Here is a 23,442-nt window from a genome sequence, read left to right on the forward strand (position 1 = left end):
ATATAAGAAGAATATCAATTTGATAGATACAAAAATAGCATCGGGATTATAAGTCTCGATGCTATTTCTGTATCTAATCATTAATCACTACTCACTACTCATTTGTTGAGTGCGATATTGGCGCTTGTCTTTACAAACCGGTAGAAGCCTACCTTGTTGTGCCATTCTACCGTCTTTCTTATTTCCCAAACCTTCTGGAAGGTATAGTCCTTACCATATTTCTCAAGGAAGTCAGGCATGTGTTCTTCCGGAATCATCAGCACGCCATCTTGTGGCAGCACCTTGTCAAACTGCTGGATCTTATCGCCCAGATAGAAGTTGAGGCTGAAGAAATGCAGCATATCTACCGCTATATAAGAATAGAGTTTATTGGTATCAAACTTCTTCTCGATAACCGGTGCCAGATGCTTATCGGCCTTCGTGTTGAGCACAGGTGGCTGCAGACTGGAGTCGAGCATCAGGAAGAGTCCCACTATGGTGGCAAGAGTATACGAAACAATATTGCCTGAATTCTTCTTCTTGAGTGCCCGGAAGATGAGGTAAACTCCCCCCAAAGTGATAACCATAAAGATGCTGCATGGGATGAGCAAATCGTTGTTTTCGAGCGCATGGAGCATAGCGATATTGTCTATGGCATGCTTGCCGTGGAAGATGCTTTCTGGCACCCAACCCTTTTTTACCACCAGCAGGGCGATATTGAGAATCAGGGTTATCGAAGCAATCACTCCGGCATAAACCTTCAAGGCTCCCATCTTCTCCTTCATCATCCAGACGATGTATTCGGCGATGAGATAAGCCATGAACGGATAGCATGGCAGCAGATAAACGCTGCGCTTGCTCTTTGGGATGCAGTAGAAGAAGAGTACCAGGAGGAAGGCGAGCCAGGTGAATACCTGCAGCGGAGTAGCCTTCTTCGCATTCTCCAGGAAACGGCTCTTCGAGAACTTCTTCCATGGCAGGATGAAGAGCGAGAACAATAATAATAAGGTGTAAGGCAACCAGCCTGTAATGAGAGTAAGCAGGTTGTACCACGCCGGGTTCTCGTGCGATTCGTATACCATCTTGCCGGTAAAGCGGTCGATGTTTTCTTCCTTCACCAGGCGCAGGAACTCGTCGCCAACTTGCAGATAGGCTGCATAATACCAGCAAAATGGGATGATGAGCGAGAGCAGGGCGGTTAGAGCCATGCGCCATACGATGCCCCAGAAGTTCTCTCGCTGGGTAAGCATGAATACGCCCATCACAAAGCAAGGCAGGATGATGCCCACAGGACCTTTGGTAAGCGTAGCGCCACTCATACAGAGGATGGCGAGCCAAGGCAGCTGGTGCTTTCCTTTCTCCCACCAGCGGTAGAGCAGATATATGGCTCCCACCATAAAGGCGGTGTTCACCATATCTACACGGCAGTTCATACCCGCACGGTGCACCTCGAAAGCGGTGAGCGTGAGGATGGCTGCGATGAGGCTGGTCTGGGTGTTCTTGCGTTTGGCATAGAACACGAAACCGCCGATGGTCATCAATACCAGCGATACGGCAGATGGCAAACGGGAGGTGAACTCGTTTACATGGCCGATGAAGAGGCTGAAGAAAGCGATGCTCCAGTGGAAGAATGGTGGTTTGTAAGGGATGTCGCCACCATTGTTGATAGGCAGAATCCAGTTGCCATGTTCCAGCATGGTGTAGGCAACCACAGCCTCGCGAGGCTCTCCTTTGGTATTGAAATCTGTGAGTCCGAGGAACGGAATCATCATCACGATAGCCAGGATGATGATGAGCCATAGGGCTTTGTTGTACTTGATGTTCATGTCTTATCGAAGTCTTATTATGTTATTTTGGCTGCAAAGTTACATATAATTATTCGTTTATAGACAGAATAAGGCAGGAAATTTTGCTTTTATTGGGATATAATTATTAACTTTGCACCCGATTTCTAAAGTAGAATAAAAATGAAACGATATTTTAAGGCTTTTGGGTATCTCCTTTCGGTGCATGTATTGGCATTACTGGTGATGACTCTGTTCAGATTGGTAGAATTCATCGCCCTGCATGGCATGATTGTTGATGCAGAGGCGAGTAGGGTAATGGCGTTTGTCAAGGGTGTATGGTTTGACAATGTCATAGCTTGTTATATTTCGGTATTGCCTGTGGCTGTGCTCCTGATAGCAGCCAGCCTGGGGTGGTGTCATCGCCGTTTGCTGCGTGGCATCAACATCTGGTATGCGGTATGGTTTGCCATCGCCTTCATGCCTTCGGCAGCCAATACTCCTTATTTTCAGTATTTCTTCAAGAACATCAATTCCAGCATCTTCGGGTGGTTCGGCTATGTAGCCACCACATCGGGCATGCTCTTGCAGGAGTCTTCCTACTGGCTCTATATCGCCCTCTATTTCGTATTCACGGGGGCGTTCATCTATGCGCTTATCCGTCTGCGCCGCTACTTCGAGGGGCTCTTCCAGTTGCCTAAGGATAATATGCATCTGGTGCTGGTTGTCAGCCGTTTCCTTATTTCTGCTGCGATGATAGGTGCCTGTCTCTTCGGCATCCGTGGCAGAATGGGCTATAACCCTATCAAGGTGAGCCAGGCTTACTATTGCGAGGATTCTTTCCTCAACCAGCTTGGCATCAATCCGGCATTCAATCTTCTAACTTCTGCGCTCGACGATATGCGCAAGGAGAATAAGGAGTTGCATCTCATGCCATACGCTGAGGCTATCACGAATACCCGCCAGTGGCTCGGTATCACGGGAAAGGTGGATAGCACGAATATTCTGAAGCGTGAGGTGGTAAATGATTCCCTGGTGATCAAGATGGGGCAATCTTCTGCAAAGAAGAATCATCCTAACGTGGTGGTGATACTGATGGAGTCGATGTCGGCAAACCTGTTGGGCACTTTCGGCAATCAGCAGCCGCTCACCCCAACGCTCGATTCGCTCTACAATCATTCTCTGGCGTTTACCCACTTCTATAGTGCCGGCATCCATACCAACCACGGTATGACGGCTACGCTCTACAGTTTCCCAGCCCTCATGTTCCGAAACCTGATGAAGGGAACGGTAACTCCACGCCGCAAGGGTATCGCTACGGTATTGAAGCAGTATGGCTACGAGAACATGTTCTTCATGACCCACGAGGCGCAGTATGACAACATGAAGGCCTTCTTCCAGACCAATGGCTACGATGACATCTTCTCTCAGGAGAACTATCCTAAGAGCGAGGTGGTGAACAGCTTTGGCGTGAGCGACCATTTCGAGATGGGCTACGCCCTTAACACCATCAACCAGAAGGCGAAGACGGGCAAGCCTTTCATGGCTACCATCCTCACCGTGAGCAATCATCCGCCATATATCATTCCTGATTTCTTCAAGCCGAAGACCAAGGAGAAGGAAACGCAGATTGTAGAGTATGCCGACTGGGCGATAGGCGATTTTCTGAAGAAGGCAAGCCGGGAGCCTTGGTATAAGAACACGATATTCGTGATTCAGGCAGACCATGGCAAGCTGGTGGGTAAAAGCGAGGGCGAGTTGCCGCAGTCTTACAACCACATTCCGCTCATCATCTTCGGTCCTGGTGTTCCGCAGCAGCAGTATGCGGGCTTGGGCATGCAGGTGGATGTGATGCCTACGCTTTTCGGTCTGATGAATCTGAATTATGAGTACGAGGGCTTCGGAGTGGATCTGCTGAAGCAGCAGCGCCCGATGGTATTCTATTCAGCAGATAACCAGATTGTGGCAAGAGACCATCAGCGTTGCTTCATCTATAATCCGTCGATGAATCGCAGTTTCTGCTATGATGTGTTACCGAATGGCAATCTGAAGGAAACCAAGCAGGAATCTAAGTTCCAGGATTTGAAGAACTATGTGTTCTCGAATATCCAGGCTGCTGAATATATCGAGCGACATCAGCAATAAACAACAGAAATCCCCCACCACGCTTTGGCTGCGTGATGGGGGATTTACTGTTTCTGATGGAGATAAAATATAAAGTTTCATAAATTATACCCTAGGGTATAATACCTTTGGGTATAATTTTGTAACTTTGCAGAGAATCAAGACTTTAAGCATATGAACAAGATACCATTTGAATATGGTTCTATCGCAGAAAATGAATATTTCATTGATAGAATCGAAGATAGAAGAGACCTCAAGACTTTTCTTGGAGGAGGCATCAACGTGATGCTGATTTCTCCAAGACGATGGGGCAAGTCTTCACTTGTCAAAGCAGCAATGGAAGAGCTGAAGCAAGAGCAGAAGGACATAAGAGTATGCTATCTGGATGCCTTCAAGATTTTCTCCGAGGAAGAGTTCTACAACAAGTTTGCAAGTGCAATACTCCAAGGAGTTTCTTCCACGATGGAAAAGAGATGGGCCGACATCGTAAAGTTCGTCCAATCCATATCTCCAAGCCTTACCATCAATAGCGACCCGGTGAATGCCGTAGAAGTAAATCTAAACTTCAAACCTTTGAAGGAAAGTGCTGAGGAAATTCTCAATCTACCAGAAAAGATTGCCAAGGCAAAAGGCATCCATGTCATCGTGTGTATTGATGAGTTCCAACAATTGGCAAACCTGCCCGACTGGAAGAGACTGGAAGGAACCATGCGTTCGGTATGGCAAGGACAACACAGTACGACCTACTGTCTCTATGGCAGTAAACGCCATATGATGATGGATATATTCGGCAACTCGAAGAATCCATTCTATCGTTTTGGACAGATGATGACCTTGAAGAAGATAGCCAAGGAATACTGGAAACCTTTTATTCACGACAGTTTCTACAATCACGGCAAGTCTATCAGCGATGATATGATAGAGCGAATTTGCAATGCCGTGCAATGCCATTCATGGTACATGCAGCAATTCTGCTTTCTCATCTGGACACGTACGGCAACAGAGGTGACAGAGGAAATCTATCAGTCACAGCTCACCAAGCTCCTGGATACCAATGCCGATATGTTCATTACCGATATTGATGGCATGCCTGCCTCTCAGATAGCATTCCTGCGTGCCGTCTGCATGGGGGAGACTCATTTCAATGCCCAACAGGTAGTAGCAGAATATGGACTCGGTGCTCCACGCACCATCACCAAGAACAAAAAGACTCTTGTAGAAAGAGACTTTATTGAGAAATCGGGCGATGGCTTCAATATGGTTGACCCCGTCTTCGAACTCTGGTTCAAACGGGAATACTGCAACATCTTACCTCAATAAAATACAGAAAAACTATATAAACAGTAATCCCCCACCACGCAGCCAAAGCGTGATGGGGGATTAACTGTTTTAGGAGATTCAAGAGACTTTATGCTGAGAGGGTAAGCTTCTGCCAGATTTCGGTGTCGCCACCTTTCAGCTTCTTGCAGAGACCACGCTTGGTCCAACGGCTTATCATCTTACGGATGGTTTCACGACTGGCTCCGTCGCCACGCTCACGGCTGGCATCGAAGAGGGTGAACTGCTCAGGGAGCTGGGCGAAGAGCAGGGTGTTACGAGACTTATAGACAGGGATAGCCTCGTTGTCCTGCTGCTGCTTGTCGAGACGCAAGCCAAACATCTCCATCTGCATGGCGAGCACGTAGTCGGCTACAGCCTTGGCAAAACGGATGCAGGCATCAGTCTCCTCTCCGGTCTGCTCCAGGATGTGGAAGATGACGCCACAACGGAAGCCGATGACGGCAGAACGGCGACGATACACATCCATCACACGGTCGGCATTCGCCAGGGCAAGCTGTCTCTTCGCTTCGAGCCACTGGCAGAACTCCTCGCACATACGAGGCAGCTCCATCACGCCGTGACTACGTTCAAGGAGAGTTACCGCCTTGAGGATGTTGGCCTGCTCCTCCTCGGTGTAGCCGTGGTGCTGACTGAGGGGTGCGAAGGATGTATCGGGCATCTTGGCGAGCATCATTCTTGAAGAAGAGCCATCCTCGATGTTATCATCGGTGAAGAACTTCTGGAAGATGTTCTGGGTACAGCAGCCGGTGAAGTTGAGCTGGGCGTGGGTTACGCCGCTGGTGGCTGTGATGTAGTCCTGCCCCACCTCGCTCTGGTCGAACGCCTTACGGAAGTAGTCGCCGAACACCTTCCAAACGCTCTTCATCGAACCGAGCTCCTCGCTGAACATATACATGGTGTGACCGTCAGCACAGAGCTGACGACGCATCAGAGCCGACTTCGAGATGGTATCGCCAATGTGACGGATGCAAGGCTTCGGATCCACTACACCCTTCTTGCCCTTGTGCTGCTGGTACCAGGCTTCGTCTTCACGAGGTTTCTCATCGTCCTTATCCATCTTCTTCGCCCAGATGTTCTCGATGCGGCGGCATACCCCCTTACCCGATGCCTGCTCGCCGATGATGATAGACATGAGAGCCATCGGAGTCTCGCTGCCGTCGCAATACTTCGCCTTCAGACGGTCTGCGTAGGTTGCGGCAATAGGAAGGGCAGAGAAGAGGGCAGGCACGCGTGCCTCTGCAGCTACGCCAGAGAGCGAGTCGCGGAGTCCGAGTGGAAGCTGGTCTACAGGGAATTCGTAAAGTGGTTGTGTACTTGCCTTAGCGGCTAAAAGGTTCTCTATGTTTTTAACAATCTTATTCTCCATAATTATTTAATGTTTAAAAGTTAGTTTGTCGGAATATCCGATAAACGGCGGCAAAAATACGACTATCTTCTGTAACCGCCAAATTTGACCGTGTGATAAGGCCCGAAATTCAGCAGTCATTCGGGGCAAATTGTATTAAAAAATCTAAGTCATAGTTTTGTGGGTCAGAAAACATAGGTTCTTATGTGCTAAATCATTGTTTCTCGAATGCCGTATTATAGCTTCTCGGATAACAGGTTCTCGTCTCAATCCGTGACCTCCTTTTTCTTCTTCTTTCTTTCTCATAAAAAAATAACACGGACAAATTGAATTTGTCCGGACAAATTGCCTGGCTGCTCATAACTTGCTGATTTTCTTTTGATTACAAAGCTATCGGACAACCATCCGGACAAATTCAATTTGTCCGTGTTTTAAAAATTACCCCGTTTAGTTCTTTGGCGTAGTACCCGTAATCCATTGATTATTAGTTAATTCGTAATAAAAGTGATGATTTCAAACAACTTTGTTTAAAACAACCTTGTTTAATTTGTTTTTTTTTGCTATCTTTGCAGAAGAAAAGCTGTATAGTATAAAATAAGGTAGTGATTATGAGAAAAAGTAAAGAAGCTCCGTTTGTGTTCGGTGTTCGTGTGGAGGGGGATTCTTTCACCGATCGAAGAGAGGAAACAGAACGCCTGAAGGCGAACTTTACGTATGGAGTGAATACGATATTGATTTCACCTCGTCGTATGGGTAAGACTTCATTGGTGGATAAGGTGTGTTCGCTCGTTGAGAGCGAGGACATCAGGATAGCTCGTATAGATGCCTTTGGCTGTCGTTCGGAGAATGATTTTATCAATGCTTTTGCCACGGCTGTGGTTCGGGCTACTTCTTCAAAATGGGAAGAATGGATGGAGAATGCCAAGGTATTCTTAAGCCGTTTCGTTCCAAAAATCAGTATCGGACAAGATCCTTTGACAGATTTCTCTTTGGCGTTGGAGTATAATGCTGGTAACAATACGACAGAAGAAGTTTTGAGACTTTCTGAAATGATAGCTCGGTCAAAAGGTTGTCATATAGTAGTCTGTATCGATGAATTTCAGCAGATAGGTGATTTTCCTGATTCCTTGACCTTCCAGAAGAAGCTCCGCAGCGTATGGCAATTACAGAGCCATGTTTCTTACTGCCTTTATGGAAGCAAGAAACACATGATGGAACAGATGTTCCAGAATGCCAGTTACCCATTTTATCGCTTTGGAGATTTCTTCTATCTGAACAAGATTAGCGAGAAAGACTGGGTGGAGTATATCAGTCAGCGTTTCGAATCTACCGGCAAGCATATCTCAGAAGAGTTGGCTCGAGAAATCTGTCAGGTAACAGATAGGTATTCCTCTTATGTACAGCAGTTGGCATGGTTTGTATGGCTGCGTGTGCAAGATGAATCAGCAGCTACAGAAGAGGACTTGAAATATGGAATAGACAGGTTGCTGGATGCCTGTGAGCCCTTGTTTATCCAACAGACCGAAGACCTTTCTGCCTATCAGATGAATTTCCTGCATGCCATCACCAATGGAGTACATACCGGCTTCACTCAGACGGCAATATTGGAAACCTATCGTTTGGGTACTGCCGCCAATGTTACCCGCCTCAAGAAATCCTTGATGGTGAAAGACCTGATTACGATATCAGCACCTAAGCATCTGGAAATGAGCGACCCTATTTTGGCGTTGTGGCTCAAGAGAAGAGTGTGGAAGGAAGCATAAGAGAATTTCAAGGTGTCGGAAAAATCTGAAGCAAGATAGTCTTCAAATAATTTGGCGTTTCTGATAGTTTTTCGTACCTTTGCAATCTATAGTTAACGCGATCAAACATAATAATGCAATTAGGCAATGACAGAACAAGAAATCAGAGAATATATAGGCGTTCGCTTTCCTGAGGAAAACGAGTCTTGTGAATGGAAAGAGTATAAGAATCTGCAGAATAGCCTCTGTGGACATGAGGCTGATGATGTGGTATCTTACGTGTCAGCCATTTCCAATATGAATGGAGGTTCTCTTATTATTGGTGTAGAGGATGGTACGTTTCAGGTTATCGGCATTCAGAATCTTGGTTCATATAATGTCGAGTCGGCCAAAGCTCGAATTGCAGAGAAATGTAGAAATCTTCCTTTGGAGGATTTTGATATTATGGAATTGAAAGCTGATGATACCGCAAAAATCGTCTGGGTATTGACAATTCCTAAACATCATGCAAAGTTGCCTGTTTATGCACATAATAAGGCATGGCAGCGTACTGGAGATTCATTGGTGGAAATGCGTTCCGATCGTCTTCAGGCAATCTTATCAGAGATAGAAGTGACTGATGATTGGAGTGCTGTCATAGTGGAAGATGCAACTATAGATGATTTGGATGCAGAGGCAATCGAGAAAGCCAGAAAGGAGTTTGTTAAGCGAAATCCTTTGAAAAAGGAGGAGGTGCAGACATGGGATGATGCAAAGTTCTTGGATAAGGCAAAACTAACGATTCGTGGCAAGATTACCCGTGCCACTTTGGTGTTGCTAGGTAAAGAAGATTCTGAGCATTTGCTTAGTCCGTATGTGGCAAAGATACGATGGTCTCTTAGAGTTGTTGGCGAACCTCTGAACAAGGACTATGATGTCTTTTCTATTCCTTTGCTTTTGTCTGTGGATAGATTGTATAATAAGGTGAGAAATGTGAAATATCGTTTGGTGCGTCCTAATACGCTTTTTCCAGACGAGATGCTCCGCTATGATATGTTCAATATTCGTGAGCCACTGAACAATGCTATTGCTCATCAGGATTATACCAAATGTGCCAGAATAGATGTTGTAGAATATGAGGATGATCATCTTATATTTCAGAATTACGGTCATTTCTTGCCAAAGAGCATAGAGGAAGTTGTGGAGAGTGATTGTCCGGAGTCTATTTATCGTAACCGTTTTTTGGTGGAAGCTATGCGAAACCTGAATATGATAGAGACAGAAGGTGGCGGTATTCGTAAGATGTTCTTAAAGCAAAGTGTTAGATTCTTCCCCCTTCCTGAGTATGATTTATCAGATGGAAAGGTGAAGCTCACTATTGAAGGTAAAGTGAAGGATGAGAATTTTGCTAAGATTCTTTCTGCTAATCCTGACCTTAGCTTGAATGATATTATGCTTTTAGATAAAGTGCAGAAGGGAATGTCTATTGGTGATATTCAGGCAAAGTATCTGCGTAAATGTAAGTTTATAGAAGGACGAAAGCCAAAGTATTATCTGTCATACGAAGTTGTGGCAGCAAGTAAGAATTCTGATTTAAAGAGTCAGTATGTTAAGAACAAAAGTTTTGATGATGACTATTTCCGCAAGTTGATTCTTAACTATCTTGAGAAGTTTGGTACGGCATCTAGAAAAGATATCGATTTATTGCTTAAAGATAAGTTGTCTGATGTGCTGAGTGATGAACAGAAAGTAACCAAAATAAGTAACTTGTTGAAAAGACTTCGTATTGCAGGAACTATTAAAACAACCAAAAACAGAGAGTGGAAGTTGACGTAAATTACCCGAGAATTACCCGAGAATTACCCGAGAATTACCCGAGAATTACCCGAGAATTACCCGAGAATTACCCGAGAATTACCCGAGAATTACCCGAGAATTACCCGAGAATTAGTTTTAACTGCCTGATAATCATAAGGATGTGGGTCGCGTAATTTAAAATCAATTACGCGAATTTTTACGTGAAATACGGAAGAGTTAAAGGCTAAATAAGACAAGACACTGGAATTTGTCATCATGGTTTGGTGAGGAAAAAGTAGCCAAGTCGAAGACCATGATACTAAAAGAGTGCTATTGACGAAAAAACAGAAGGATATTGTAAACTTCCGTTCCGTAAGGTTGCAACTTCCGGTCCCTAAGGTTGCAAGTTCTAGTCTCTAAGGTTGCAAGTTCTAGTCTTTAAGGTTGCAAGCTCTGGTCTCTAAGGTTGCAAGTTCGTGACTTAATATAGCTAGCTCAGACTCTAATATACCATGCTCTAGTTAAAATATACCAAGTAATATTGCAAGCTCGGCTCTTAATATTGCAAGCTCGTGGCTTAATATTGCAAGTTCACGGCTTAATATTGCAAGTTCCGTTCTTTAATATTGCAAGCTCTCAAAAATCTATAATCCGCTGTTTAGTGGTGGTTTCATCTAAAAAATGTCGCCTTGGTATTACTGCCAATGTAATTCGGCTGAAGAGAAGAGTGTGGAAGGAATCATAAATGCAAAAAGCCCCTTCTGTATTCCAGGTATATGAAAACTTGGAAGGCTGAAGGGGCTTTTCTGATTTTACCTTTTCTTATTTAAAGAACCTGTTAAGTTGCTTAATCTTTGGATTTTAATAGAGAGAAATACTTGTCCAGAACCATCAGCGAGATGATATCCTCACGCTGCTTATCCTTGAATTGCTCTACATATTCATGAGCGTGGTTGATGATAGCTTGCGCTTCATCTGGATGAGCAGTATAGTAGTCCATCTTTTCCTCAAGATCAGAGAAATCAGGCTTTACTTCTATATAATGATAGTCTGGCTTCAGAGTACCTTCCATAAACCAAGTTTCGTAATATGGCTTAGGCATCACGGCGATGGAATTGGAAGACATAATCCATTTCAGATTGCTTGCTACGTCATTTCCCTCCAGAGCCATCACGTATTTGTACTTCAGATGGTCGTAGATGGAAATCTTGTCGCTCTTCCATTCTGGCTTAATCAGATCTATGGTTCCGATATCGAAGCGAGGATTACCGAAAAACTTCTCTACGAATTGCACACGGATGTCCTTGCAGGCTATTTTTCCTCTAAAGATAGCCTGGTCTTTCTTTTCAGCAAACGAAAGTTTGTCCTTTACGAAGATGAAATGGCGCACCTTGTCCATCTTGAGCAATACAGAGTTCTGGTTTTCTCCATGAATCGGGCGGCTCTTTACAATAGTAGGAATATCTTCCACATACGTGATGTCACCAGGGAGGAGATTCCATTTGTTATTGCCGTCAAAACAGCGGGCATATTCCAAAGTATCCAGATAATATACCTTCTGGCGGGTCATCGGCTGTTCTGCAACTTTTACAGCTTTCTTTTCCCACAGATTTTTGTTGAGATGAAGATTGTTTTCTGTAAGCTTGTTGTAGTAGTTTACTCGGCTTAGAATATAGTCATAATCTTTGCGTTTCTTGGCTTTGGCTAGTAAACGCTGTCCCCTCCATATCAGGATGCAGGCAGGAGTATAAAGACGGGCGTATTCCTTGATGTAATACCAGGGTTTGCTGTTTTTTCCGCTATGGAATTTATATTTCAGTTTTTGAATATTCATTGGATTTCTTATTTTTTATGAAAACTATAATGATGTTGTTGGCTACAAAATTACGAAATATACTTTAAACTTGCAAGAAAATAGATAAAAAAAAGCAAGTATCAATAAAGGAAGAAAGATTATTTCCCTAAAATTTTGCTTTTCTGATAGTTTTTCGTATCTTTGCAACCTATGAGATATCTGGATGGTATCTAGTTTAAGAATATAAAAGAATAGTATGTTAGAAGTACGTGATAGATTAAACTTCGAGGATTATCTGGATTCACTTTTGAATAGTGTAGAGAGTGATGACTTGGAGTTTAAAAGTGCTGCCGGTGGATTTCCTGGCAGCTTTTGGGATACCTATTCAGCCTTCGCCAATAGCGAAGGAGGAGTTATCGTGCTTGGAGTTATAGAAAGAAAAGGTAAGTTCTATATAGATAATCTATCTGATGAACAGATCGAGAAATATACAAAGGACTTTTGGAATAATGTGAATAATCGAGCTACGGTTAGTTGTAACCTGTTAAAAACAGAAGATGTCGTGGTAGAAGATTACAAAGGTCATAAACTTATGTTATTCTTTATTCCTCGTGCATCCAGAGAACAGCGTCCTGTTTATAGAACGTCTCAACCCTACAATGGTACTTTTAAGCGCAATCATGAAGGTGATTATAAATGTACGGAAAAAGAAGTACAGCGTATGTTTGCCGATGCAGATGTCTCACGTCCTGCTGACAGTCGCATTCTGAAAAATTACTCAATGGATGACTTTGATACGGAATCCATAGCACAGTATCGCCAACTTTTTAAATTGGCAAAGCCAAGTCATCCTTGGTTACAGCTCTCCGATTTTGAATTTCTTAAAAAGTTAGGTGCTTATCGTATAGAACGTAGTACGAAGGAAGAGGGCTTTACGCTTGCAGGTGTGCTGATGTTTGGTAAGGAAGAAGCAATTATGGATACTGAGTGCTGCCCTAATTTTTTCCCTGATTATCGGGAAAAACTTTTGGATAATCCTGAGATAAGATGGACAAATAGAATTTGCCCAGATGGAACTTGGGAAACAAACTTGTTTCAGTTTTATCTGCGTGTCCTCCCTCGTTTGTGTGCAGTTTTGCCAAAGCCTTTCATTTTGGAGGACAATATTCGCCGAGATGAAACCCCAGCTCATATAGCTGTACGTGAGGCATTGGTAAATCTTTGTATCCATACCGATTATTCGGCAGATGCAACGATGGTGGTGCGTTTGTTTCCGAATAAAATGGTGTTTTCTAATCCTGGTACCTTGTTGGTTTCCAAGACACAGTATTACGAGGAGAGTACAAGCGTTTGTCGCAATACGACTCTGCAAAAGATGTTTATGCAGATTGGTTCGGCAGAAAAAGCGGGAAGTGGGGTCGATAAGATTCTGGCAGGTTGGCGATTTGCGAATTGGCGGGCACCGATGTTGAGATTGTTAACTCAGCCTGATATTGTAGAGCTGACAATGATGATGGAGTCATTGATGGATGATGCTACGAAGGAAAGGCTTGCTCAGATATTTGGTCCAAAAATCACGACAATTGGGCAAAAGCGTTTGTTGGCACTTAATGCGGCTTGCGTTGATGGCTATGTTACTAATGAGAGCCTTAGAGTTGTGTTGGATATTCATAAAGCAGAGATTGCTGATTTGCTGAAAGATATGTGCCAAGATGGATTGTTGGTGCAAGATGGGTATGGTAGAGGAACGAAATATTATCTTCCAAACGATGACTCAAATATACCAAGTAATATTGCAAGTTCAGGCTTTAAGGTTGCAAGTTTAAGCCCAAATATACCAAGTTCTGATTCAAATATACCAAGTTCTGATTCAAATATACCAAGTTCTGATTCAAATATACCAAGTTCTGATTCAAATATACCAAGTAATATTGCAAGTTCAGGCTCTAAGGTTGCAAGCTTAAGTTCAAATATACCAAGTCCGAATACCAGCATTTCAAACATGGAATCTTTGAGAAAGAAAAAGAAATTATCTTTTGAAGAATTGAAGAAGCTTATATGTTTGGTTTGTTCGGATTGGCAGTCATTAGATGAATTGGCACTCCAAGTTAATAGAAATAAGACTTATTTAAAGATTTATGTCATTCCACGGATGTTAGCCGACAAGAGTTTGGAAATGATGTTCCCTGGTGTTCCTAATCATCCTAGGCAAAAATATAAAAGTATAGTAAACAAATGAAGATAAAGATAAACCCAAAATACGAAGAGATGAGAAGTTTCATCGAACGCATTCCGGATGTGTTTGAGCAGGAGGGACGTTGCATCTTTGAAGGTCGAAATATGATCAAGGCTTTTCATGTAAAGTTTGATGGAAAAGAGAAAGAAGTTGTGGTGAAGAGATACAAGCAGCCTAATTTCATTCAGAAGATAGGATATAGCTTCTTCCGCTCTACCAAGGCTTGTCGTGCCTATGAAAATGCCCTCAGGCTGATGGCAGATGGCTTTGCCACTCCCGAAGGCTTTGGATATATTGAAACGAGGGTAAAGGGACTTATTGACTATTGCTACTTTGTCTCTGATATTGATAACAGTATGCCTATCAACGATCAGTTGAACTCCTCAGAGGAATTCAATAGGGTGATGGCGGCAGATTATGCGCACTTTGTGAATCGATTGCACCAGAAAGGCATCATCGATATTGACTTGAATGCCGGCAATGTGCTGTATCAGCTTCAAGCTGATGGTCATTATACGTTCTCGCTTATTGATATCAATCGTATGAGGTTTTACTCAGGCTATCCGCCGATGAAGGAATGTGTGGAAAACCTGACGAGGTTTACCGGAAGAATGGATGTCTTCGAGTGTGTGGCACGAGAGTATGTGAAACTGCGGGGAATGGATGAGAAAATATTACAAAAAATAATAGGAGCAAAGAAGATACATGATTGGCGATGGGCACATCGCAAAGGTATCTTGCATTATTTTAAACAAAAAAGGTTAGGTTTATGAAAACAACATTATTGATTACGACTTACAATTGGCCTAAAGCCTTAGAACTCGTGTTGTATAGCGTGTTGCATCAGCATGTTATGCCTGATGAAGTTGTTATTGCTGACGATGGTTCTACCGAAGAGACTAAAAAACTGATAGACCGTTATGCTGTAAAAATGCCAGTACCGGTAATTTGGGTTTGGCAGGAAGATAAGGGATTCAGAAGAACTTCCATTTTGAATAAGGCAATAGCAAAGGCTACGGGTGATTATATCATCCAAGTTGATGGAGATGTTGTTTTGAGTTCTCATTTTGTAGAAGACCATATAGAAATGGCTCAGAAAGGATGTTTCGTCTGTGGAAGTAGAGTGCTGCTGTCTGCCCAGATTTCCAAAAAAATTTTGGATACAAAGGTAGTCAATGTGAATCTTTGGAACATGCCTTTCAGTTATGTAAGCAACAGCTTCCGTTCTCATGTGTTCCGCAGATTGCTGGCTTTTCGCTATGCCCGTAGAATCGACCATCTCAGAGGTTGCAACATGGCTTATTGGAGAGAGGATGCCATCAAGGTAAATGGTTACAATGAGGATTTGCTGGAATGGGGACATGAGGATGCCGAGTTTGCCTATCGCCTCCATTTTGCTGGCGTTCGGAAGAAGGCTCTGAAGATGGGAGGAATCATGTACCATCTTTATCACAAGGAGGCGTCTAAAGCCCAAGAGAACATGCATAAAGATGTTTTGAACCAGGTGAAGAAGGAGCGTTTGGTTCGTTGCACAAATGGTATCGATCAATATTTATAGAGCATAGATATATGGATAAGACAAGTGTAGAACAAGAGCAGGGAAATGGCATCTCGGTGGTTATTAATACCTATAATGCCTCCTGCCATCTTCAGCAGGTGCTGGATACAGTGAAGGGCTTTGACGAGGTGGTTGTCTGCGACATGGAAAGTACTGACGACACCTTGGATATAGCAAAGCGTAATGGTTGCAAGATAGTTGTCTTTCCTAGAGGAAACTATCAGATTTGTGAACCGGCACGTCAGACTGCCATAGATGCTGCTTCCTGCAAGTGGGTATTGGTGGTTGATGCTGATGAACTGGTAACTCCAGAACTGAAGGAATATCTTTATTCCCTGATAGAGAAGGAGAATGCTCCACAGGGTTTGTATGTTCCACGCAAGAGTCGCTTTATGGGACGATTCATGCATTGTTTCTATCCCGACTACCAGTTGCGTTTCTTTATCAGGAAGGATACCGTATGGCCAGCCATCATTCATGCCGATCCTGTTATCAAGGGCAGAATAGAAAAGATACCGGCGGCTCATGCTGATATGGCACTTGTTCATCTGGCAGATGACAGTATTGCCAGCAGGATGGGAAAGATCAACCAGTATACAGCGAATGAAATAGAAAAGAAGAAGGACCGCAATTATGGAATGGCAGCTTTGTTCTATCGTCCGTTGGTGCGTTTCTTCCGTGCTTATATTCAGAAGGGTGGCTTCCGTGATGGTAAGGAAGGATTTGTATGTGCCTGCTATGAAGGCATCTATCAGTTTGTTGCTGTCAGCAAGATTATAGAAGATCGGTTGAAAAATAAAAAAGGTAAGTAGCAGTTTCGGCTACTTACCTTTTTTATTGGATGAATGATATAGTTGATTTCTGTTTTATTTTTCTTCGATGAAGGTCATTCCGCCTGGTCCTACTTCCTCCCGGCAGCGTTTCAAGAGTTTGGCTGGTGTTTCTTCGCCATCGTCGAAAGGTAATGCTACTACTGTTTTCTTGTCATAATAGTTTGCCATACCTCGGTTTATCCAGTAACCTGGATAGATGGTGATGTCGTGGAAAGCATCGGATGGCATCTTTACGGTGAGCGGATTCAATACCAGATGATCTGCCTTGCTTTGCTTTACGGCAATTTCACGCAGCTGCATCTCTTGGTCAAACTTCTGTGCTGTTCCCCTACGCAGTAAGGATAGTGTTCTGTTGGTAGTCGTTGGCTTGGCTGAGATAGAAAGTACCAATACCAGCCAGTAATATACCGGTAGCCATTTGAAGTATCTGTTATATTTCTGCCTGATAGCTTCTGTCAGGTTCACAAAAGCAACGCTTATTGGTTCCTGATCAGCCGCTCTGCGCTGAAGGGCACCAGAAAGATAGTAGATATTGAAGCAGATCATCCACAGATGCACATAGAAGTATACATTCTGTGTTCTGTCAGCTCCTTTGGTTCCCATGGCATAACTGTTTGGAAAAAAGAAGGCGCAATAGAGCAGGAAAGAGATGAGCAGATAAAGCCATGGATGAGAAAACCTGAAGTGAGATGCCTTGGCTAGTCTTGCCAGGAAAGGTACGAGAATGGTAAACATGAGTACTTCCGTGATTTTAATAGCATCAGCGAGAAATTCTATGCCCTTTGCTATCGCAATAAAGAAGGCTGAAGCCACATTCGGTTGACTGGTGACTGTGGATTGGCGGACAGTATTACCTGGTGCAAATACACTGAAAGCAAAAGCGCAGGCATAAATGATAAGGATAGAAAGCAAGAAGAAAGGAGTCTTCTTCCTCTCCACCCTCATCCATACGATTGCCATAAAGAGAATGGCTGGCATACCCAGACCGGTAACAAAGTTGCCGCCGGCAATGAATATGGCGAGTGCTGCGGAAACCAGCGTGATGATGATTTTCGCTATGATGGATTTTGTAAGATGGAATTCGATGAGTAGGGAGGCAAGAAACAAAGAAATACTATAATATAAGGTATAGTACATCGCTCCGTTATACCAGCAGAATGCATCGTAGAACGACCATACGAACTGTACGGTCATTAATACAAATAGAGTAGAAATGAAAGTGTATTCCAATTTGCTGATATGTAGCAATCTGCGTAATATTGTGTATCCCAGTGTATAGGTGGAAAGAATTAGGCTTCCCAATAGAATAATCGGTACAAGCCAGTATTTGCCAAAAATTCCAGGTTGTAATGCCATCAGGAAACATGCCGAATAGGTACCCTGCCATGTCTGGTAGATATGCATGGATTCAGCCCAGGCAGCCTGAATACATGTCCAAAATGAATGGGTGGCAGTCCAAGCCTTGTAGACTGGAGCTCCAAATACATAGTCATCCGCAAACTGATGGAGATAGGGACCTATTGCCACAACAGGGATGATGGATAAGATTAGAATACAAATCGCCAATATCGTATGGCTTTTTAACAATTTCTGATTCATCGTATTATTGTTTTTGCTTTTTTTTATATGTATAATAACAGAGAAACTTGTACTTCCTTGCACTAATAGCAGTTAAATCATGTAAATACCGTTAAGCCTGATAAGAAAAAGCTTTTAAGAAAGGAAATGGTCATCATGTAGACGAAACTATATGATGACCATTTCCCTTCTTGCCTCGAAATCTGCAATAGTCCTGACGATTTCTTCTGATATGTCATTGGATACATACGAGAAGTCCTTGCCGGTGCGGATGGCTTTGAGAAAGGAGAGGAGCATATAGCGCAGGCCTTCTCCATCCAACTGATAGAAATAGCGCTTGTTGTTCTGCGGGTTCTCATATCTCACCTCGAAGTAATCGGTTTTCCACCATGGGGCTGGTACGTAGATGTAGCCCTTGGTGCCTGAGATAATCAATTCGCCTTCTGACTTCACACCTTGCCCCACCTTCAGCGAAGCTACGGCATGAGGATAGAGGAAGGATATCCTGGTGAAGGCATCATAGCACTTTGTTTCGTCCAGAAAGTGGGTGGCTATCTGCTTGCCGCTATATCTTGTGCCCAGAAGCTGGAAGATAGGTAGAAGTGCTGTTGGTCCCCAGGCGCAGATACTGTTCCATTCGTAGAGACTCTTCTGGGAATCCTGGGTAGGGTCGAAGTCTACCAGACTGGTGCAGGTGGCATCCACCGACATGATATCACCGATGATACCGCCCTTTGCCAAGAGCAAGAGTCGGTAATAGGCTACGGAATAGGCGGTTTTGATAGAGTCCATCAAGACTACCTTCTTGTCTTTTGCTATTGCCTTGAGTTCTTTCCATTGCTGAGGCTGAAGAGTGATAGGCGATTCGCACAATACGTGTTTGCCAGCTTCTAATGCCTCCTTTATTTGAGTATAGTGCTTGCTTGGGGCAGAGATAACATAGAGCGCATCGCTTTCATCTAGGAGTTCCTGAAAACTGGCTGCCTGCTTTTCCGCTGCCTGCAGATTCTCTGAGAGATATTGGTCGTTGAGGGAGAAAACTTTTCCTGCCTCCAATCCATTGACATATTGGCTTTCCCGCTCTATCTTGTTGAGGATAGGTGATTCGCCAACCAGTCCGAGGCGAACCACCTGCTGCTCGCTTCTGATCTCCGTGCTCGATACGCCCTGAGTGCGGTCTAGATAAACCACCTTGCAATAGGCGTTGAGATAGTCAAACTTGCCTCTCCAGTCAGAACCTACGGTAAAGATATCTACGTCCAGTCGCTTGATGTCGTCAATCTTCTGTCCCTCGTATTCCTCGATGATGATTTCATCGGCAATGCCAGTGGCACGTACGGCTTCCACTCGTTCCATGAGTGATTGCTGCACATTGATTTTGCCTCGTTCACGATCGAAGGTATCCGAGGTTACGCCCACGATGAGGTAGTCGCCCAGAGCCTTGGCGCGCTCCAGGAGACGGATGTGACCATAATGAAGCAGGTCGTAAGTACCGTATGTGATGACTTTAACCATAAGTTTCTCTCTTGAATGTTCTCTATACCTTATTATATATATTATAGCAGCCCCTTAGCCTGCATATCCTTCAGTGCATCTACGAGGGTAGTATTGTCTTCCGGACTCAGATTGCCGAGATGACCTACACGGAATACCTTCTCTGCCATTTCGCCACCATTAGGACATACCCAGATGCCATACTCATCTTTCAGTTTCAGGAAGATGTCGTAGGCAGAGGCGTTCAGCGGATGCAGAGGAGTAACGGCATTCGACATCGACTTTGATATGATGGTGAACGGCAGGTCTTTGATCTTGCTTCTGAAATCTTCGGCAAGCATCTTCATGCGCTGGTTCTCGCTCTCCACACCGCCATTGCGCTCTATCTCCTTCAGACGGGTATGAATCTGCAGTAAGGTTCCTACGGCTGGGGTGAAAGGGGTCTGTCCACGCTCACCGTTCTTCAAGGCATCCTTCAGGTCGAAGTACATTGACTTCACCTTGTTTCCCTCTACTCGCTTGATTGCCTCTGCATCGAGAATGATGACAGAGATGCCTGGAGGACACGCCAGTGCCTTCTGTGAACCCGTAATCATCACGTTCACGCCGAGTTCCTTCATGTTGAATGGGTCAGCGAGGAATGAACTGATGGAATCTACGGCCAGGAAGATATGGTTGCGATGACAGAAGTCGCTGATCATCTGGATGTCGTAGAGCACGCCGGTAGAAGTTTCATGCAGGTTGACGAGGAAGCCGGTGTAACCTTGTTCCTCGTATGGTTGGAGATCTTCTGCCGTGAGTGGAGTACCCATCTCAAGCTTGATTTCTGTATGTGGAATTTCATGAATTTCACAGAGTTGTACGAAACGGTGGCCAAAGCTACCGCCGTTCACTACCAGTACCTTGTCGGCAGGAGTGAATACATTCATAACCACAGCTTCCATAGAGGCTGTGCCCGAACCCGTGATGAATACTGTGCGGGCGTCGTCTGACGCCTTGGAAAACTGCTTCATCAATTGTTCGTTCTCCTTCATGATGGCGGAGAACTCTGCTGTTCTGAAATAAGGCACCTGCTCTGTACCGATGGCTCTAACCTCATCGCTTGCCATCACTGGTCCTACTGTAAAATTAATCATATCTTAATATGTCTTTTATTACGTTATTAATATATAACATAGTTGGAACGCAAAACTTGCATCTTTCCCCTATATAATACTAATAGTTTAACTTTTCTTTATTCTTCCAAATGTTTTGATGCTGGTATATTTACGCCAGAGATTCAATTTTCTCTTCTTCGGCACACCATGGCGGCGGATGTAGTCTGCTGCTCCGTCGAGCATGCGCTGGCATACGTTGCCATCCAGATATGGGTCGTAGTTATCTACTATCCACTGTCGCTTGGCTATCGCCTCTGGGTCTGTGAGGGCATGGTCGTAGGCGGCAATCAGTTGGCTTGGTTCTGTGATGTTCTCCCAGTAGATATCCTTGGAAATGGTACCGAGGGTGATGACTGGGCGAGAGAGCAGCAGGAACTCATAGATGGTGGAAGAAGTATCACTGATGAGCGTATCTGCCATGAGCTGATATTTCGTCACGTTCTCTCCCTTGTCGATGAAGAGAACATCCTTCTTTGTTGCAGCCCATTCACGGTATTCGTCTACCCATTCCTGGCGGGTAAGCGGATGGAACTTCATTACCACTAGGGCATTGCGTTCCTTGGCTAACTTGCCCAGTTCTTCTTTGATATAAGGCAGGGAGGTGAGTTTTGGCGAGAAGGTTGGGGCATAGAGAATCAGTGCTTCCTTGCCGCTTTCCTTGAGCAGCTTTTCCCGGTCGGCATCATATTTATGCAGGTTTGCCTTAATCCAATCCTGCTTAGGCCATCCTGTTTCCAATACTTCGAAGTCGCCATATTTCTTAGCCAGAGCCTCGAAGTGGGAGGTGAAGTAAGGCCCTTGGGTAAAATAGGTGTCAAAGTAGCGACGGATAATCCAGTGGTCCTTCTTCTCGGCGGCATAGCCGTGGAATACCTGTATCTTGACGCCTGGCAGATAGTAAGGCACAATGTTGCCTGGTACATAGATCACCTCTGGCTTGAAATCATAGACTTCCTGAATAGAGTTGGTCCATTTCACCTGGTCGGCGTATGGAAAACTGTCTATCTTTGGTTTGTGGATATACCACAATATCTCGTGTGGCAAATGCTGCTTTGTCACATGTTCTTGTATCGGATTAAGTATGTCTATGGCATACTTGTTTTCACAGAAAAGAACTATTCTCATGATTCTATAGGAATTACTTTGCCGTTTTTAATTTTGTATCATCTGTCGAACACTTTTTTGTAGTTCAACTATGAATGTTTCAATTTCCTCCATTTTGCCTGTGCGGATGGATTTAATTTACAGTTAAATAGTCTTCTAGCAGAAAAGGAATGATGCCGACATATATTACGCCGTCATTATCTGTCCATATCTTTTGGCTGCCATCGAGAACAACAAATTTACGAAAGAAGTCCTCCGTATTGTGAAGCGAGAATGTTTCTTGCGCTTTCTTTTCGGGAGTATCAACGTTGAGGGCTGATTGAATATATACTTTTTCATTACCCATGTTGATGACAAAGTCTATTTCGTATTGGCTTTTCTTGCGTTTGCCTTCAATCATCTGTTCTACCTCAACAACCCCGACGTCAACATTGTAGCCTCTATGAATGAGTTCGTTAAATAGCATATTCTCCATCAAATGTGAACGCTCTTGTTGACGAAAGTTTAGCTTGGCATTTCTTAATCCAAGATCTACAGCGTAGTATTTTTGAATCGTATTAAAATACTTTCTGCCTTTTATGTTGTACCTTTTGGCACTATTAAATAGAAAGGCATCTTCCAAGTAGTCAAGATAGTTCTTGATGGTATGGTCTGATGTGGTCTTATCTAATAGTGTTGCCGCAGTACATGCCAGCTTATGTGGGTTAGTCAGCGAACCGACTGATGAGGAAAGGGCATCAACCAAAGCACTCAGGACTATATCGTCTTTTAGTTTGTACCTTTCTACAATATCTTTCATATATACATTTGTGAAGAGTCCTTGAAGATACTTGACCTTTTCATGCTCATCAGGTTCTAATACAGCTAAAGGCATACCGCCATACATGATGTATTGTTCAAAGGCATCTGTTTTTTCGAGTCCAGAATATGAGAAAAACTCTTTAAAGGACAAAGGAGATACTCTGATTTCTGTGCCACGGTCTCTAAAATTGGTGACGATATCCTTTGATAGCATTTTGGAATTTGAACCAGTGACATAAATGTCAAGGTTTGACCGAACCATCAAGTCGTTCAAAACATCATAGAAGGTTGTATATAGCATATCTTTGTCTTCATCTGGAACCAAAGATTCATCGATATTCGTATTTTTTACCTTATATGACAATTGAATTTCATCGATCATCACGTAATACTTCTTTTTCATATCTTTGGTTTGCTCTAGAACGAAGTCGTAGAGTAAATTGGGATTTCTGAATTGAAGGTCGGCTTTTCTGTCTAATGCTAGCTCGACAAAGCTATCTTCAGGAGTTCCATCTTCTAGCAATCTCTGCTTAAAGAGGGTATTCAGCAAGAAAGATTTACCACAACGCCTAATGCCTGTGATAATCTTAACCTTCCCATTCCATCTTTTTTGCATGAGTAGATTGACATATTCTCTTCTTTCTATAGCCATATTTCTTTGCCTTTTATGATTCGTACTGCAAATTTAGTCGCAATTGCGACTGTTTTTGCAGTGCAAAGATAAGAATTTATATTGAATATTCCAAATATTACTGCAAAAAATGTCGCAATTGCGACTAAATTTGCAGTAGAAAG

Annotated in this window: 16 protein-coding genes; 8 read left to right on the top strand and 8 right to left on the bottom strand. The window is 43.7% G+C overall.

All coding sequences use genetic code 11. The features are described from left to right. Nucleotides 1-98: 98 nt before the first annotated feature. Complete coding sequence (locus ACWJAO_RS02370) at nucleotides 99-1,805, bottom strand: ArnT family glycosyltransferase (protein WP_449139138.1); 1,707 nt, start codon at nucleotides 1,803-1,805, stop codon at nucleotides 99-101. 141 nt (nucleotides 1,806-1,946) lie between these two features. Between ACWJAO_RS02370 and ACWJAO_RS02375 the strand changes: the two genes are divergently transcribed. Both ACWJAO_RS02375 and ACWJAO_RS02380 read left to right on the top strand, forming a co-directional pair. After that, nucleotides 1,947-3,908, top strand: a complete 1,962-nt coding sequence (locus ACWJAO_RS02375; RefSeq protein ID WP_449139139.1) for an LTA synthase family protein — start codon at nucleotides 1,947-1,949, stop codon at nucleotides 3,906-3,908. Between the two features lie 153 nt (nucleotides 3,909-4,061). Then, nucleotides 4,062-5,207, top strand: a complete 1,146-nt coding sequence (locus tag ACWJAO_RS02380; RefSeq protein WP_449139140.1) for an AAA family ATPase — start codon at nucleotides 4,062-4,064, stop codon at nucleotides 5,205-5,207. Nucleotides 5,208-5,295: 88 nt separating this feature from the next. On the opposite strand, the gene ACWJAO_RS02385 is transcribed toward ACWJAO_RS02380, so the two are convergent. Further along, complete coding sequence (locus ACWJAO_RS02385; RefSeq protein ID WP_449139141.1) at nucleotides 5,296-6,594, bottom strand: hypothetical protein; 1,299 nt, start codon at nucleotides 6,592-6,594, stop codon at nucleotides 5,296-5,298. Nucleotides 6,595-7,181: 587 nt separating this feature from the next. Between ACWJAO_RS02385 and ACWJAO_RS02390 the strand changes: the two genes are divergently transcribed. Next, nucleotides 7,182-8,336: an AAA family ATPase gene (locus ACWJAO_RS02390; protein ID WP_449139142.1), complete on the top strand. Its 1,155-nt coding sequence runs from the start codon at nucleotides 7,182-7,184 to the stop codon at nucleotides 8,334-8,336. 126 nt (nucleotides 8,337-8,462) lie between these two features. Continuing rightward, entirely contained in the window at nucleotides 8,463-10,130 is a 1,668-nt protein-coding gene (locus ACWJAO_RS02395; RefSeq protein WP_449139143.1) for an RNA-binding domain-containing protein, read from the top strand. Between the two features lie 808 nt (nucleotides 10,131-10,938). On the opposite strand, the gene ACWJAO_RS02400 is transcribed toward ACWJAO_RS02395, so the two are convergent. Continuing rightward, nucleotides 10,939-11,925: a glycosyl transferase family 90 gene (locus tag ACWJAO_RS02400; protein WP_449139144.1), complete on the bottom strand. Its 987-nt coding sequence runs from the start codon at nucleotides 11,923-11,925 to the stop codon at nucleotides 10,939-10,941. A 217-nt stretch (nucleotides 11,926-12,142) separates the two neighbouring features. On the opposite strand from ACWJAO_RS02400, the gene ACWJAO_RS02405 reads away from it, so the two are divergent. The 4 genes from ACWJAO_RS02405 to ACWJAO_RS02420 are packed head-to-tail and all read left to right on the top strand — an operon-like array spanning nucleotide 12,143 to nucleotide 16,492. Beyond that, nucleotides 12,143-14,125, top strand: a complete 1,983-nt coding sequence (locus ACWJAO_RS02405) for an RNA-binding domain-containing protein (protein ID WP_449139145.1) — start codon at nucleotides 12,143-12,145, stop codon at nucleotides 14,123-14,125. After that, nucleotides 14,122-14,895 carry a lipopolysaccharide kinase InaA family protein gene (locus tag ACWJAO_RS02410; protein ID WP_449139146.1) on the top strand — a complete coding sequence of 258 codons (774 nt, stop codon included), beginning with the start codon at nucleotides 14,122-14,124 and terminating at the stop codon, nucleotides 14,893-14,895. The genes ACWJAO_RS02405 and ACWJAO_RS02410 overlap by 4 nt, the downstream gene beginning before the upstream one ends. Then, nucleotides 14,892-15,680, top strand: a complete 789-nt coding sequence (locus ACWJAO_RS02415) for a glycosyltransferase family 2 protein (protein ID WP_337501475.1) — start codon at nucleotides 14,892-14,894, stop codon at nucleotides 15,678-15,680. The genes ACWJAO_RS02410 and ACWJAO_RS02415 overlap by 4 nt, the downstream gene beginning before the upstream one ends. 11 nt (nucleotides 15,681-15,691) lie before the next feature. Further along, on the top strand, nucleotides 15,692-16,492 hold the full coding sequence (locus ACWJAO_RS02420; protein WP_449139147.1) for a glycosyltransferase family 2 protein: 801 nt from the start codon (nucleotides 15,692-15,694) through the stop codon (nucleotides 16,490-16,492). A 54-nt stretch (nucleotides 16,493-16,546) separates the two neighbouring features. Here ACWJAO_RS02420 and ACWJAO_RS02425 read toward each other — a convergent pair whose 3' ends face one another. The 5 genes from ACWJAO_RS02425 to ACWJAO_RS02445 form a co-directional block, all read right to left on the bottom strand. Further along, nucleotides 16,547-18,112 (bottom strand): DUF6056 family protein, encoded by a 1,566-nt coding sequence (locus tag ACWJAO_RS02425; protein ID WP_449139148.1) that lies wholly within the window; start codon nucleotides 18,110-18,112, stop codon nucleotides 16,547-16,549. Between the two features lie 147 nt (nucleotides 18,113-18,259). Continuing rightward, the gene (locus ACWJAO_RS02430) at nucleotides 18,260-19,606 is read right to left on the bottom strand and encodes an adenylyltransferase/cytidyltransferase family protein (RefSeq protein WP_449139149.1); all 1,347 of its coding nucleotides are present in this window, start codon (nucleotides 19,604-19,606) and stop codon (nucleotides 18,260-18,262) included. Between the two features lie 41 nt (nucleotides 19,607-19,647). Next, on the bottom strand, nucleotides 19,648-20,721 hold the full coding sequence (locus ACWJAO_RS02435; RefSeq protein ID WP_449139150.1) for a pyridoxal-phosphate-dependent aminotransferase family protein: 1,074 nt from the start codon (nucleotides 20,719-20,721) through the stop codon (nucleotides 19,648-19,650). 87 nt (nucleotides 20,722-20,808) lie between these two features. Beyond that, nucleotides 20,809-21,867 carry a CDP-glycerol glycerophosphotransferase family protein gene (locus ACWJAO_RS02440; protein ID WP_449139151.1) on the bottom strand — a complete coding sequence of 353 codons (1,059 nt, stop codon included), beginning with the start codon at nucleotides 21,865-21,867 and terminating at the stop codon, nucleotides 20,809-20,811. Nucleotides 21,868-21,979: 112 nt separating this feature from the next. Beyond that, nucleotides 21,980-23,299, bottom strand: coding sequence for an ATP-binding protein (locus tag ACWJAO_RS02445; protein ID WP_449139152.1), 1,320 nt, complete (start codon nucleotides 23,297-23,299; stop codon nucleotides 21,980-21,982). Nucleotides 23,300-23,442: the final 143 nt, after the last annotated feature.

This window comes from Segatella sp., assembly GCF_977051555.1.